The following is a 13067-nucleotide window of genomic DNA, read 5'->3' on the forward strand; positions in this document are numbered from 1 at the left end:
CCGACGGCCGTCAGCCCAGCAGTATCAACGCGCCACCGACGATCGCGAGGGCGGCACCGCCGACGGTGAGCCAGAGCACCCGTCGATCCGGAACCGATTCGGCCGGCGTCCTCCGGAACGCCTCGAAGACCGACCCGGCGACCGTTCCGAAGCCGCTGATCGTCAGGAGGACGGGGATGACGCCGAGGCCGCTCGAGCGTAGTCCGGAGAGGCCGATGAGGCCGAGCGAACAACCGCAGATGGCCATCGAAAGGTGGTAGAGGTACGCTTCGTGGCGTGAGGAGGGAATCATGGTAAGTATCTAACCAGTCTGCGTGCAAGAATCTACCGAGTGCGTAGTTCGGGGTAGCCGGTTACCGTGTCGGCCTCGAGCGTCGAGCGGGACCGACAGCGGGCGATCGAACGGCGACGCCCGTCTCAGGCGTGGTCGTCGACGAACGCCTCGATCCGGGCCAGCGCCTCGCGGAGGTCCTCGAGGCCGGTCGCGTAGGAGATCCGCAGGTGGCCGTCGCCGCCGGCGCCGAAGACGTCGCCGGGGACGACGGCGACGCCCTGTTCGCGGAGGACCTCTTCGGCGAACTCCTCGGCGGTGAAGCCCTCGGGCACTTCGGGGAAGCAGTAGAAGGCGCCCTTGGCCTCGAAGACGTCCATCCCGATCTCGCGGAACCGCGAGAGGACGAACTGCCGGCGCCGGTCGTACTGGGCGACCATCTCTCGGACGTCGTTCTCGCAGGAATCCAAGGCCTCGAGGGCGGCGTACTGGGCCGTCGTCGGCGCCGAGAGCATCGTGTACTGGTGGATCTTGTTCATCGCGGCGATGGCGTCGGCCGGGCCGAGCGCGTAGCCGAGTCGGAGGCCGGTCATCGCGTGGGCCTTCGAGAAGCCGTTGAAGACGATGGTTCGCTCGCGCATCCCCTCGAAGCTCGCGATCGACGTGTGTTCGCCGTCGTAGGTCAGTTCGGCGTAGATCTCGTCGGAGAGGACCGTCAGATCGTGCTCGCGGGCGAACTCGGCGATCGGCTCGAGGTCTTCCGCGGGCATGATCGCGCCCGTCGGGTTGTTCGGATAACAGAGGACGAGCATATCGGCCTCGTCGGCGCCCGCTTCCTCGAGCCCCTCGACGGTGAGCCGGAAATCGTCCTCCTCGTCGGTCGGCACGGGAAGCACCTCGCCGCCGGCGAAGATCACGCCGGGTTCGTAGGAGATGTACGACGGCTGGGCGATGGCGACCGTGTCGCCGGGGTCGACGAACGATCGGAAGGCCAGATCGACGGCCTCGCTGGCCCCGGCGGTGACGATGATCTCCTCGTCGGGATCGTAGCCCAGATCGAACCGGTCGGCGACGTAGTCGGCGATCGCCTCCCGGAGGTCGCGCCGGCCGCGGTTGGCCGTGTAGGAGGTCTTCCCCTGCTCCAAGGAGGTGATCGCGGCGTCGCGGGCCGCCCACGGCGTCGCGAAGTCGGGTTCGCCGACGCCAAGCGAGATGACGTCGTCGCGCTCCTCGGCGATCTCGAAGAACCGCCGAATCCCCGAGGGCGGCACCGTCTGGACGCGATCGGACAGTTCGAACGTCATGGTCAGGGTGAGAACGAGAGTCGCTCGTCGTCTTCGCCGTCGCCGAACTCGATCCCGTTCTCCTTGTAGGAGGTCATCACGTAGTGGGTGACCGTCTGGGTGATCTCGGGGACGGGCGCGACCTTCTCGCTGATGAACTGCGAGACCTCGCGGATGGAGTCACCTTCGACCTCCATGTCGAAGTCGTAGTCGCCGCTGACCAAGCGCAGCGCTTTGACCTGCGGGAACCGTGCGAGGCGCTGGGAGATGTCGTCGTAGCCCGTCTCGCGGTCGAGGCGCACGTTCAACTCGACCTCGGCGCGGACGCGCTCGTCCTCGAGTTTGTCCCAGTCGACGACCGCCTGATAGCCGCGGACGACGCCCGTTGCCTCGAGTTCCTCGATGGCTGCTTCGACCTCGTCCTCCTCGAGGTCGGTCATTCGCGCGATATCGGCCGTCGAGTACCGCGCGTTCTCACGAAGCAACTCGAGCACCTCGCGTTCGCTCATACCAACGCGAAGCGCGACCGCGAGTAAAGTTCTAACGTTGTTCGCTCACCGGAGCGGCGATTCGATCGGCGACTAGTGGAGCGCGGTTTCGCACTCGGGGCAGATTCGCGAGTGCATCGGGACGCGTCGGTTGCAAGCGGGACAGGTGATATCCTCCTCCAACTGAAACTGGTATGCTCGATCCATAGAGATCCGTTCGAACGAACACCGACTACTACCATAAGTTACGTCGTAAGCGACGGAGACTATCCGCACGGCGGGTTAGTCACGAGAACTGAGTAGGGACAGCGGATCCGCAGTTCAATCGTCGGCGGGACGCGGATCGCGGAGGGCCACGGCCGACGACAGACTCCCGGAAGTATCAGTTCTAGCGGTAATTCTTGAACAGGAGCGCCCGGACGTCGTCTTTCGTCTGGACCTGCTCGGTCGTGCCGTCCGGCAGTTCGACCTCGTAGCGGTAGTCCGCGGCGGTCGACTCCGCCCACTTGTCGTCGTGAGTCTCGAGCAGGCTCATCATCTCGTCTAACATGTCGTCGTCGTCGGCCGAGCCGTCGCCGTCGCTCTCACTCGAGTCGTCCTCGATATCGCCAGCGTCCGCGGCATCGCCGCCGTCGCTCTCACTCGAGGCGTCCTCGTCGGCGCCCGAGTCCGTCGGTTCGGGCTCCGCCTCGTCCTCGTCTCCGGCGTCGGGCTCCGCTTCGGGCGAAGAATCGGGGTCGACGACGTCCGCGTCCGCCGCAGTGCCGGACCCCGACTCGTCGTCGTCGACGGAGTCGTCTTCGATGTAGGAGACCGCCTCGAGGTCGTCCGAAGCCGACTCGCCGTCGATGGCGGCACCGACCGAGGCGGCGACGTCGTCGGTCGCCGAGGAGTCCAGTTCCGTGTCGATATCGACGTCGAGGTCCGGGTTCCCCTCGAGATTATCGATCAGAAACTGGACCGCGTCGCGTTCGCGGACGAAGCCGTACTTGCCGACGACCTGTTCGGAGATTTCCTCGCGAAGCTGCTGGATGACCGCGTACTGTTCGTCGGTGACCTCGAGCGTTTGCATATGCAGTCGATGCGGCCGGGGATACATATATGTAAGTCGTCGTGATCGGTTCGCGCCTCGAGCGCGCCGAACGGAGGGGCCGCCGACCCGGTCGCTCCTCGAGACGAGGCCGATCACTGGCTGTCGACCACCGTCGGGCTTCCACTCCCGCGGATTGCGACGAACGGGACCGTTAAGGGCCGGGAAACCGAGCTATCAGATATGGTACTGAAGGAGTCCGACACCGAACTCGAGGCCGGCGATCCGGCCCCCGACTTCGAACTCGAGGGCGCCGACGGCGAGACGCACGCGCTCGATGAGTTCGCCGACAACGAGGCGCTGCTAGTCGTCTTCACCTGCAATCACTGTCCCTACGCGAAGGCGAAGTTCGACCTGCTGAACGAGCTGGCCGACGAGTACGACGACGTCGCCGTCGTCGGCATCAACCCCAACGACGCCGAGGAGTACCCCGACGATTCCCTCGAGAAGATGCGGGAGTACGTCGAGGATGGTACGATCCGATACGACGCCTATCTGCGCGACGAGAGTCAGGCCGTCGCTCGAGCGTACGGCGCGGTCTGTACGCCGGATCCGTTCCTCTTCGCGTGGTCCGACGCCGACGAGGAGTTCCAGCTGGTCTATCAGGGACGCCTCGACGACGCGCTGAACCCCGACGACGAACCGACGCGGTTCCAGATCCGGGAAGCCATCGACGCGGTGGCGGACGAGTCGGTCGACATCGAGTGGAAGCCGTCGCAGGGCTGTTCGATCAAGTGGACCGACGACTGATCGTCTCGATCGATTGCCCATCCCGACCGATAACCGCTCGGGGTGTCGACTGATGGCCGTCCGTCTCGACCGGACGACCGCTTTAGACGGTTGCGAACGCGGCCGTGACGACGGGTTGCGCCTGCCGGGCGTTCGTTAAGGGCGCTCGCATTCCTATCATCGACGACGAATGGTCTGGTTCGCTTCGGTCCTCCTCATCGTCGGATTTACCCTTCGACCCGAGCCGATCCCCGATCTGCAGCGAGCGTATCTCGACTCGCCGACGGTCCAACTGCTCGCGACCGCGCTCCTCGCGGTGCTTCTCGTCGCCGGTATCAGCGTTGCTTCCCGGGTGCAGGACGTCGCTCGCCGACGACACGGCCGCCAGATCGCCGAGGCGAGTTACGTGTTCGTCCTCGGTGGCCTCGTCACCGCCGGCGTCTACGCCTTCACCGTCGTCTGGCGGGTCACGTACATTCTCGAGTACACCCTCTCGACGATGATGATCGATCGGTGGCTGGCCGCCCAGCAACTGGTCACGCTGGCGATCGCCCTGAGCGCCTACCTCGCGATCCGGTTCGTCAACCGGTCGATCGACAAACTCGCGCAGACGCGGGCGCTCACGAAACACCAGAGCGAGGTGGCCTACCACGTCTCTGACGTCGCGATCGTCGCCTTCGCCGCCACGATGATCCTGACGCTGTGGGGGATCGACCTGACGAACATCTTCATCGGCGCGGGGGCGATCACGGCGGTCGTCGCGCTGACGGCCCGGGAGACGCTGACGGCGATGCTCGCCGGCTTCATCCTGCTGTTCTCGCGGCCGTTCTACGTCGGCGACTGGATCGAGGTCAACGAGACCTCGGGGATCGTCACCGACGTCACCATCTTCACCACCAAGATCCAGACCTTCGACGATAAACACGTCCTCGTTCCGAACGACGAGGTGACCGACAGCCAGCTGGTCAACTACTCGCAGAACGACCAACTCCGCGTCGACGTCGAGGTCGGCGTCGACTACGACACCGATATCGACCGCGCCCGATCGGTCGTCGTCGACGCGACCGAGGGCCTCGAGCCGGTCAAGAACGCGCCGAATCCGCAGGTGATCGCGAGGGAGTTCGGCGAGTCGGCGATCCTGCTCGAGTGTCGCGTCTGGATCGCCGATCCGACGATGCGGCGGACCCTCCAGGCGCGGACGGACGTCATCGAGGCGATAACGACGGCGTTCGACCGCGAGGGGATCGACATCCCCTACCCGCACCGCGTCCACGCGCCGCGCGAGGAGAGTTTCCCGGTCGAGGGCGGCATCGATCGCGGGAGCGCGGTCTCGCCGCTCGAGGACTGACGGACGTCCGACCCGAGTCGAAGGAGGACCGCGGAGCAGGAAAACGGTGGTTTCGAAGGCGCGTCGGTTCGGTAGGCGGTTGATTCGGTGGTGGACGGCCGCGGCGAGCCGTCGCAGTCACTCGACGACGAGATCGCCGATCTGGTTCCCCGCGTGGAGGCTACAGACGTACGTTACCATCTCGGAGCTGGCCGTGAACTCGAGGGTTGCACCTTCGCCCTCGGAACCGACCTCCTCGGTGGAGAGCTCGTCGACGACCTCGTCGGCGTCGTCCCAGATCTGGAGGTCGTGAGCCATGCTCTGGCCGTTGACCCACTCCATCGTGTACTCGCCGCCCTCCTCGAGGACGAGCGTCGGGTTCGTCTCGCCGTCGATCGCTTCCGGCTCGAGTCCGTTCCAGCCGCTCGCGTAGCCCTCGAGGACGATCTTCGTATCGGGGTCGATCTCGAACTCGTCGGCGTCGTCGCCGTTTTCGTCGCCGTTCCCCTCGTCGTCGTCACCGCCCGTACAGCCGGCAACGGCGACGGCGAGCGTCGATGCGCCGGCGGCCTTCAGCACGGTCCGTCGAGTGTGTTCGGTCATGGTCACTTCACCGAACAGTACCGGCCAAGAGACATTGAGCGAGACGTATATTCCCGAGGGGCGGGAGTACGGCCGACTATGTTCGGGCGCGGTACGACGGGGATCGAACGCGACGGCTCTCAGACCGGTCGACTACCGGACCGCACGCCGGTACTGGACGGGCCAGTGCGGGGCGGCGTCGTCCTCGAGTTCGCCGGCCGCGCGCAGGCCGAAGTACGGGTCCCGGAGGAACTGCCGGCCGACGAGGACGAGGTCCGCGCGCCCGTTTCGCACGACGGCGTCGGCCTGTGCGGGTTCGGTGACGCCGCCGACGGCGCCGGCGGCGACGTCGCTTCCCTCGCGGACGGCTTCCGCCAGGGGAACCTGGAAGTTCGGCCCGCCGGGAACCCGCTGATCGGGGTGGAGCCCGCCGGAACTGACGTCGACCAGATCGACGCCGAGGTCGGCGAACTCCCGGGCCAGCCGGACGGACTGGTCGATGTCCCACGACTCGCGGTCGTCGAGCCAGTCGGTGCCCGAGATTCGGACGAAGACGGGCTTGTCGTCGGGCCAGACCTCGCGGACCGCCTCGACGACTTCGCGGACGAGTCGGGTACGGTTCTCGAAGCTGCCGCCGTACTCGTCCTCGCGGCGGTTCGTCGCCGGCGAGAGGAACTCGTGGAGCAGGTAGCCGTGGGCCGCGTGGACTTCGGCGATCTCGAAGCCGGCCGCGAGCGAGCGTTCGGCCGCCTCGCGGTAGGCGTCGATCACGGTCTGAATGTCGTCGTAATCGGCCTTCCGCATCGCCGGCCGATCGCCGTCGAACGGCGGATAGGCGTCGGGCGACGGCGAGAGCACTTCCCAGCCGTCCGCGCCGTCGGGGTCGGTCTCGTCCGGCGCGATCGGGACGTTGCCGTCCCACGGGCGCCGTTTACTGGCCTTGTGGCCCGCGTGGGCGAGCTGGATGCCGGGCACCCCTCCCTGCTCGCGGACGAACCGGGTGATCGGCTCGAGCGCCTCGGCGTGCTCGTCGCTCCAGATGCCGAGGTCGTGAGGCGTGATCCGCCCGCGGGGCTCGACGGCGGTCGCTTCGGTCATCACGATGCCGGCCCCGCCGACGGCCCGGCTCCCGAGGTGGACGCGGTGCCACTCGGTCGGGAGGCCGTCGGTGTCACAGGAGTACTGGCACATCGGCGAGACGGCGAGTCGGTTAGGTATCTCGAGGTCGCGCAGCGAAAGCGGAGAGAACAGCTCTGACATCGGCGCGGTAGTAATCACGGCGACGGGAAAACGACCGCGGAGGGAGCGGGGATTGCCCGTTTCGAAGGGCCGGCGGCGCGGCGGCGCGAGCCGATGTCTACCGCCGGGGGGTATCACCGTGACGCGGTCAGAGCGCAGTGCGTATTCGCCGGTCTCGCGGCCGCGACCACCGTACGTCCGTTCCGCGGGAACGATCGATCGACGCCCGTCCAACAGATTCAAACCGTGCAAACGCGGTTATACAACCTACTTATGAAAAATTCGACCGACGGCCGCCTCGAGCGCGGTCTCTGGATCGTCTTCGGCGGACTGTTTGCGGTGATGGCCGCGTCGGTGTACGCGCCCGTCGAACCGATCGTCGGCGTGGTTCCGCTCTGGTCGACGGTGGCGTTGCTCGCGATGGTCGCGACCGTCGTCGTCGCCGCGATCGCGGGGATCGGCTACGGCTGGCCGAGTGAGGGACGATGAACGGAACGGTCCTCGCCATCGTCGGCCTCTACCTGGTCGCGACGCTGGCGATCGGCTGGTACGGATACGTCCGAACGGGGGCGACGCCGGCCGAGTACTTCCTCGCGGGAGGGACTCTCGGACGAGTCGTCTTTCCGCTGACGATGTTCGCGACGCTGATGAGCGCCTTCATCTTCCTCGGGAGCGCCGGCTGGGGATACCAGCACGGGATGGGGTGGTTCGCGCTCCTCGGCGTCGAGGCGGTCGCCGGGATCCCGCTCGCGCTGATCGGCCTCCGCGTGTGGCGGGTCGGCCGCGATCGAGGCGTTCTCACGCCGACGGAACTGATCGGCGCGGCCTACGACAGCGACGCGGTGAAGCTGGCGGTCCTCGTCGCGCAGTTCGTCTGGGCGGTTCCGTACCTCGCGATCCAGGCGATGGGCGGCGGCCTGCTGTTCGAGTCCATCACCGGCGGCGCGATCACGTTCACGCAGGGCGCGGTCCTGCTCACCGTCGTCACCGGGATCTACCTCACGCTCGGCGGCCTTCGGAGCGTCGCCTGGTCCGACGTCCTGCAGGGCGTCGCGGTCGTCGTCCTCCTCGGGGGTGCGATCGGCTACCTGTTCCCCGCGCTCGAGCCCGCCGCCGCGACGGCGAAGTTAGCGAGCGAGACCGATCTGTTGACGCCCGCCGGCGAACTCGGCTTCTTCACCCCCGGCGTGTGGCTGTCGTTCCTGTTGATGAACGCGATGGCGATCGTCGCCTACCCGCAGATGTTCCAGCGATTCCTCGCCGCCGAGGACGAGCGGGCGTTCAGGTCCCTGCTCGTCTGGTGGCCCGTGATGGTCGTCGTCGCGGCGCTGGTCCCCGTCTTCCTGGGGGTCTGGGGCGCCGCGACGATGCCCGGCCTCGAGGATCCGGACGCGATCCTGCCGGCGCTGCTGTCGGCGCACGCGCCGCCGTGGATCTTCGGCGTCGTCATGGGCGGCGCCCTCGCGGCGATGATGAGCACGGCCGACAGCCTCGTGCTCACGCTGTCGTCGATCGTCTCCCGGGACCTGTATCGCGCCCACCTGAACCCGGACGCGAGCAGCGGCAGGGAGACGTGGGTCGGCCGACTGACCGCGGTCGTCCTGTTGGGCTTCGGGCTGGCGATCGCGCTCGTCCAGCAGGGGACGATCATCGACCTCGCGGTCTACTTCATCCAGGGGAACGCGCTGTTGCTCCCGGCGTTCCTCGGCGCGCTGTACTGGCGGCGGGCCTCCGCGTGGGGCGCCCTGGCGTCGGTGTGTTGCGGTCAGGCGTACTTCGTCGCGGCGGAGTTCGGCCCCGCGCCGTCGTTCGCGTTCCTCCCGTTCGTCCCCGCGCTGGCCGTCGCCTGCGGCGCCCTCGCCGTCGGATCGCTGCTTTCGGGGCAGTCGAAGACGACCGCGCTCGTAGCGGCGAACAGGTCCTGACTCCCCCTCACGTCACGAAATTACGATTCCGAAGACGAGTACGAGTACGATCACGATCACGATGGAAACGACTTACACGAACCCGTACGCCCCGACCGATGCAACGCTCGACGAGTGGGTCCGAGACGTCATCGCGACCCACTTCGATCCCGAGGACGGCACGCCCTACTGGCTCGAGTGGCAGGCCGACCGCGGGATCGACGTTCGCGAGCGAGTCGACTCGTTCGCGGACCTCCGGGACGTCTTCGACCCGTTCGACGAAGACGTCCTCCGAACGCTCCCCGCCGCGGAGTTCGCGCCGCAGTCGCTCGAGGGCGACCGGCGCGTCTACGAGACCGGCGGGACGACCGGCGCGCCGAAGCGGGTCGTCATGCGCGACTACTGGCGCGAGCAGGCCCGCTGGACGGCCCGACTGCTGGCGGAGTGGGAGTTCCCGACCGGGAACGTCCTCGGACTGGCCCCGCCGGGCGGCGCCAACAACGCCGGCACGTTCGTCCAGCACCTCGCCCACGAGTGGGACGCGCTGCCGTACCACGTGACGATGGACCCCCGATGGGCCAAGCGCCTCTCCGAGCGACCCGACCGCGAGTTCGACGAGTACGTCGACCACCTCCTCGAGCAGGCCGAGCGCGTCCTCGAGAGCCAGCCGGTCGCGGTGCTGTTCACGACGGCGCGCCTGCTCGAGCGCCCGCGCGTTCGGGACCTCGTCGCCGACTCCTCGATCGAGGGGATCGTCCACGGCGGCACCGCGCTCGACCGAGACACCCACCGCGTCTTCCGCGAGGAGTGGTACGCGGACGTCGCCCTCGCCGGCGAGTACGGCAACACGCTGATGGGCGTCGCCCCGGAGGCGCCGCCGTCGCTCCGCGCGCCGTCCGAGCGAGCGTACCACCTCGACTACGTCCCCTGCTACCCGTACTTCGTCCCGGAGATCGTCGACGACGACGGCGAGGTCGTCCCCTACGGCGAGCGGGGAACGGTGCGACTCACCGTCCTGACGGAGGAGTTCTTCCTCCCGCTGTTGCCGGAGCGCGACGCGGCGATCCGGATCGAAGGGGCGGGCGACCTGCCGTGGGACTGGGTCCGCACACCGGGCACGAGCGAGCGGGCCAGCGAGGACGCCGTCGAAGGGGTGTACTGACGTGCTCCCGGTCGTCTCCGACGGCGAGCGGGAGACGGTCCGATCGACGACGGTCGCGGGGATCGACGGCCCCGTCGCCGAGCTGGCGCGAGCGCCGACCGTCCGCGTCCGCGATGCGATCTCGACCGCTCGAGCGGCGGGGTTCGACGCCCTCGCGGACGTTCCGATCGCGGAACTGCTCGACCGCCTCGCGACCGCTGGCGCGCTGTTCCTCGGCGAGGGCGCGCCGGCCGCCGGCGATCCGCTCGCGCCGTTCGAGACGTACCGCCGACGCGTCACCGAGGCGACGGGGCTGCCGGCCGGCTGGGTCCGAACCAGCGCCCACTGGCTCGCCGTCGGGCTCCGACACGCCGCCGAGTCGCTCCGGGCGCAGTCGCCGACCGGCGGACTCGACGTCTACGACGACCCGACCTACACGCGGGAGACGACCGTGAGACTCGCGTTCACCCCTCGAGTGCGGGTCCTCGGGGCGTCGATGCCGGCCAACGACCCCACTGTCTACGCGTGGCCGGCACTGGCGCTCGGGATGCGGATTCCGATCGTCCTCCGTCCCTCGGACCGGGAGCCGTTCACCGCGATCCGATTGGCTCGAGCGCTGCTCGCCGCCGGGATCCCGCCGTCGGCGGTTCACGTCCTGCCGGGGGATCGGTCCGTCGGCGAGACGATCTGCCGGGAGGCCGACCACGCCCTCGCGTTCGGCGGTTCGGAGGCGGTCGCGCCGTTTCGAGACGATCCGACCGTCGAGACGTACGGGCCAGGGGAGAGCGTCGCGATCCTCGGCCGCGATCCGACGGACCGGGAACTGGACGCGCTGGCCCGCGGCGTCCGCCGTGCCGGCGGACGGGCCTGCTTCAACCTCACCCGGATCGTCGCGACCGGGGACTGCGATCCCGACGCCCTCGCCGAGGGAGTGGCGGATCGGCTGGCCGGTGCCGACGCGGGCCCGCTTCACGACGACCGCACCGACGTTCCCGGGTTCGTCGATCGCGAGGCGGCCGTCCGAATCGACGACGCGATCGCGGCCATCGACGGGACGGACGTCGCCGCGGCCGACCGCGAGACGCGCCTCGTCGAGCGAGACGGCGCCGCCGGTCTGTTGCCGACCGTCCTCCGAACCGACGAACTCGTGCCCGAGTTCCCGTTCCCGTTCGTCGGCGTGGCCGAACGCGAGCGGTCGGCGCTGCCGGGCTGCCTCGAGGGCGCCTACCTCGCGGTCGCGATCGGCGACGACGACCTCGAGCGGCGGCTGGTTCGCTCGCCCGCGTTCAGAAAGGTCTACGGCGGCGGCTATCCCGCGAACGTCGATCTCCGGGAGACCCACGAGACGTACCTCGCGTCGTTCCTCTACGAGACGACGACCTACGATCCGGCGTAGCGCCGCCGGCTCCGCTCAGTCGATCGCCATGCCGCCGTCGACGCGGAGCACCTCGCCCGTCACGAACTCGTGGGCCGCGAGGAACCGGACCGCCGTCGCAACCTCGGACGGCGTCGCCTCGTAGCGATCGAGGAGCGTGTCGACGGTGTGATGACCCCGGAAGCGCCGCTCCTCGAGCGACTCGGTGATCTCGTCGTTCATCGGCGTGTCGACGGGGCCGGGCGCGACCGCCGACACGCGGATCCCGTCTGGTCCGAGTTCGCGCGCCAGCGCTCGCGTGGCACCGACGAGACCGCCCTTCGAGGCCGCGTACGTGACGTCGACCGTCCCGAGTTCGGCCGCGACGCTGCCGACGTTGACGATCGCTCCCTCGGTCTCGCGAAGCGGATCGACCGCGGCCGCCGCGACGTTGATCGCCCCCTCGAGGTTGGTCGAGAGGACGTCGCCGACTCGCGACGGCGCGGACTCGGCCGGACCCGGGGCGACGACGCCGGCGGCGTTGACGACCGTCGACAGCGGACCGAGTTCGGCGGCGCCGTCGACCAGCGCCTTCGCGTCGTCGATAGCGGCGACGTCTCCGCCGACGACCGTCGCCGTTCGCCCGCGAGACTCGACGACGTCGGCGGTCCGCTCCGCGCCGGCCTCGTCGCTGTGGTAACCGACCGCGACGTCGGCGCCCGCTCGAGCCAGTTCCGCCGCGATCGCGCGTCCCACCGCGCCGGATCCGCCGGTGACGAGTGCGGTTCCCTCGATCTGCATGCTCGAAGAGAGCCCGGTCGTCCAGTTAAGCCCTCTGTCACTCGATGCGGCGGGAGGAAAGCGACCGGCCCGCTACGCTCGCCGCGATCCCACACCCAAAACCGATATACAATTACATATTTACTACCGAAACTATGGTTGAATTCAGTTCGAGCGAACGAGAGGCGATTTACAAAGCCATCTACGCGCGCCGAGATATCAGACGCTTCAGCGGGGAGCCGATTCCCGATGCGGTGTTATCGCGGTTGCTGGACGCTGCACACCACGCGCCCAGCGTCGGCTTCTCGCAGCCCTGGGACTTCGTCGTCGTTCGAGACGACGGCACGAAGGCCGAGATCGCATCGATCGCCGAACGGGCGATCGCCGCCGCGCGCGAAGGGTATCGGGAACCGCGGAAGTCGGACTTCGGTCGGCTGAAACTCGAGGGGATCACCGACGCGCCGGTGAATATCTGCGTTACCTGTGACCCGACCCGCGACGCGCCCCACGTCCTCGGTCGCAACACGATGCAGGAGACGGACGTGTATTCGACGTGCTTGGCCGTCCAGAACCTCTGGCTCGCCGCTCGCGCCGAAGGCGTCGGCGTCGGATGGGTGTCCTTTCTCTATCCCCACGAACTCCGCGACGTGCTGGACGTTCCGCCGCACGTCCGTCCGGTCGCGTACCTCTGTGTCGGCTACCCCGAAGACGGATTTCCGCGGGAACCGGTCCTGCAACGCGAGGGCTGGCGCGAGCGCATCGACGGCGACGAGCTGATACACGAGGGTCGGTGGAATCCCGACAAAACTCCGGAGACGCCGCCGCAGTCGCACTCGAGGACGAGCGACTGACCCGCCGTCAGCGGCCGCCGACTCCGCT

General features: G+C 68.2%; 14 protein-coding genes. 7 read left to right on the forward strand and 7 right to left on the reverse strand.

Features of this window, described 5'->3' with window-relative positions:
* Window positions 1-10 precede the first annotated feature (10 nt).
* The 4 genes from HTZ84_RS08630 to HTZ84_RS08645 form a co-directional block, all read right to left on the reverse strand.
* Window positions 11-292 carry a hypothetical protein gene (locus tag HTZ84_RS08630; RefSeq protein WP_174680298.1) on the reverse strand — a complete coding sequence of 94 codons (282 nt, stop codon included), beginning with the start codon at window positions 290-292 and terminating at the stop codon, window positions 11-13.
* Window positions 293-417: 125 nt separating this feature from the next.
* A complete protein-coding gene (locus HTZ84_RS08635) occupies window positions 418-1575 on the reverse strand; it encodes a pyridoxal phosphate-dependent aminotransferase (RefSeq protein WP_174680299.1) in 1158 nt (385 codons plus the stop codon).
* A gap of 2 nt (window positions 1576-1577) precedes the next feature.
* Window positions 1578-2063, reverse strand: a complete 486-nt coding sequence (locus HTZ84_RS08640; RefSeq protein ID WP_012942718.1) for an Lrp/AsnC family transcriptional regulator — start codon at window positions 2061-2063, stop codon at window positions 1578-1580.
* A 367-nt stretch (window positions 2064-2430) separates the two neighbouring features.
* Window positions 2431-3114: a hypothetical protein gene (locus tag HTZ84_RS08645; protein ID WP_174680300.1), complete on the reverse strand. Its 684-nt coding sequence runs from the start codon at window positions 3112-3114 to the stop codon at window positions 2431-2433.
* A gap of 201 nt (window positions 3115-3315) precedes the next feature.
* Here HTZ84_RS08645 and HTZ84_RS08650 point away from each other — a divergent pair, with 201 nt between their 5' ends.
* Window positions 3316-3882, forward strand: a complete 567-nt coding sequence (locus HTZ84_RS08650) for a thioredoxin family protein (RefSeq protein WP_174680301.1) — start codon at window positions 3316-3318, stop codon at window positions 3880-3882.
* Between the two features lie 169 nt (window positions 3883-4051).
* Window positions 4052-5209, forward strand: a complete 1158-nt coding sequence (locus tag HTZ84_RS08655) for a mechanosensitive ion channel family protein (RefSeq protein ID WP_174680302.1) — start codon at window positions 4052-4054, stop codon at window positions 5207-5209.
* A 117-nt stretch (window positions 5210-5326) separates the two neighbouring features.
* On the opposite strand, the gene HTZ84_RS08660 is transcribed toward HTZ84_RS08655, so the two are convergent.
* The gene (locus tag HTZ84_RS08660; RefSeq protein WP_174680303.1) at window positions 5327-5791 is read right to left on the reverse strand and encodes a twin-arginine translocation signal domain-containing protein; all 465 of its coding nucleotides are present in this window, start codon (window positions 5789-5791) and stop codon (window positions 5327-5329) included.
* 132 nt (window positions 5792-5923) lie between these two features.
* Entirely contained in the window at window positions 5924-7030 is a 1107-nt protein-coding gene (locus tag HTZ84_RS08665) for an NADH:flavin oxidoreductase/NADH oxidase (RefSeq protein WP_174680304.1), read from the reverse strand.
* Window positions 7031-7282: 252 nt separating this feature from the next.
* Between HTZ84_RS08665 and HTZ84_RS08670 the strand changes: the two genes are divergently transcribed.
* The 4 genes from HTZ84_RS08670 to HTZ84_RS08685 all read left to right on the forward strand — a co-directional run bounded on the left by HTZ84_RS08670 (window position 7283) and on the right by HTZ84_RS08685 (window position 11450).
* Window positions 7283-7498 (forward strand): hypothetical protein, encoded by a 216-nt coding sequence (locus HTZ84_RS08670; RefSeq protein WP_174680305.1) that lies wholly within the window; start codon window positions 7283-7285, stop codon window positions 7496-7498.
* Complete coding sequence (locus HTZ84_RS08675; protein ID WP_174680306.1) at window positions 7495-8934, forward strand: sodium:solute symporter family protein; 1440 nt, start codon at window positions 7495-7497, stop codon at window positions 8932-8934. The genes HTZ84_RS08670 and HTZ84_RS08675 overlap by 4 nt, the downstream gene beginning before the upstream one ends.
* A gap of 61 nt (window positions 8935-8995) precedes the next feature.
* Window positions 8996-10075 (forward strand): phenylacetate--CoA ligase family protein, encoded by a 1080-nt coding sequence (locus HTZ84_RS08680; protein ID WP_174680307.1) that lies wholly within the window; start codon window positions 8996-8998, stop codon window positions 10073-10075.
* Between the two features lies 1 nt (window position 10076).
* Window positions 10077-11450: an aldehyde dehydrogenase family protein gene (locus tag HTZ84_RS08685; RefSeq protein WP_174680308.1), complete on the forward strand. Its 1374-nt coding sequence runs from the start codon at window positions 10077-10079 to the stop codon at window positions 11448-11450.
* Window positions 11451-11465: 15 nt separating this feature from the next.
* Here HTZ84_RS08685 and HTZ84_RS08690 read toward each other — a convergent pair whose 3' ends face one another.
* On the reverse strand, window positions 11466-12209 hold the full coding sequence (locus tag HTZ84_RS08690; protein WP_174680309.1) for an SDR family NAD(P)-dependent oxidoreductase: 744 nt from the start codon (window positions 12207-12209) through the stop codon (window positions 11466-11468).
* A gap of 134 nt (window positions 12210-12343) precedes the next feature.
* Here HTZ84_RS08690 and bluB point away from each other — a divergent pair, with 134 nt between their 5' ends.
* Window positions 12344-13039 (forward strand): 5,6-dimethylbenzimidazole synthase, encoded by a 696-nt coding sequence (gene bluB / locus HTZ84_RS08695; RefSeq protein WP_174680310.1) that lies wholly within the window; start codon window positions 12344-12346, stop codon window positions 13037-13039.
* Window positions 13040-13067 lie beyond the last annotated feature (28 nt).

The organism is Haloterrigena gelatinilytica (assembly GCF_013342145.1).
In the GTDB taxonomy this organism is placed as follows: Archaea; Halobacteriota; Halobacteria; order Halobacteriales; family Natrialbaceae; genus Haloterrigena; species Haloterrigena gelatinilytica.

Bases quoted from the DNA above. Each gene is read 5' to 3' on its own strand.
- HTZ84_RS08660 (WP_174680303.1), bottom strand. From the start codon at position 5,791: ATGACCGAACACACTCGACGGACCGTGCTGAAGGCCGCCGGCGCATCG.
- HTZ84_RS08635 (WP_174680299.1), bottom strand. From the start codon at position 1,575: ATGACGTTCGAACTGTCCGATCGCGTCCAGACGGTGCCGCCCTCGGGG.
- HTZ84_RS08630 (WP_174680298.1), bottom strand. From the start codon at position 292: ATGATTCCCTCCTCACGCCACGAAGCGTACCTCTACCACCTTTCGATG.
- HTZ84_RS08665 (WP_174680304.1), bottom strand. From the start codon at position 7,030: ATGTCAGAGCTGTTCTCTCCGCTTTCGCTGCGCGACCTCGAGATACCT.
- HTZ84_RS08645 (WP_174680300.1), bottom strand. From the start codon at position 3,114: ATGCAAACGCTCGAGGTCACCGACGAACAGTACGCGGTCATCCAGCAG.
- HTZ84_RS08650 (WP_174680301.1), top strand. From the start codon at position 3,316: ATGGTACTGAAGGAGTCCGACACCGAACTCGAGGCCGGCGATCCGGCC.
- bluB (WP_174680310.1), top strand. From the start codon at position 12,344: ATGGTTGAATTCAGTTCGAGCGAACGAGAGGCGATTTACAAAGCCATC.
- HTZ84_RS08680 (WP_174680307.1), top strand. From the start codon at position 8,996: ATGGAAACGACTTACACGAACCCGTACGCCCCGACCGATGCAACGCTC.
- HTZ84_RS08640 (WP_012942718.1), bottom strand. From the start codon at position 2,063: ATGAGCGAACGCGAGGTGCTCGAGTTGCTTCGTGAGAACGCGCGGTAC.
- HTZ84_RS08690 (WP_174680309.1), bottom strand. From the start codon at position 12,209: ATGCAGATCGAGGGAACCGCACTCGTCACCGGCGGATCCGGCGCGGTG.
- HTZ84_RS08655 (WP_174680302.1), top strand. From the start codon at position 4,052: ATGGTCTGGTTCGCTTCGGTCCTCCTCATCGTCGGATTTACCCTTCGA.
- HTZ84_RS08670 (WP_174680305.1), top strand. From the start codon at position 7,283: ATGAAAAATTCGACCGACGGCCGCCTCGAGCGCGGTCTCTGGATCGTC.
- HTZ84_RS08675 (WP_174680306.1), top strand. From the start codon at position 7,495: ATGAACGGAACGGTCCTCGCCATCGTCGGCCTCTACCTGGTCGCGACG.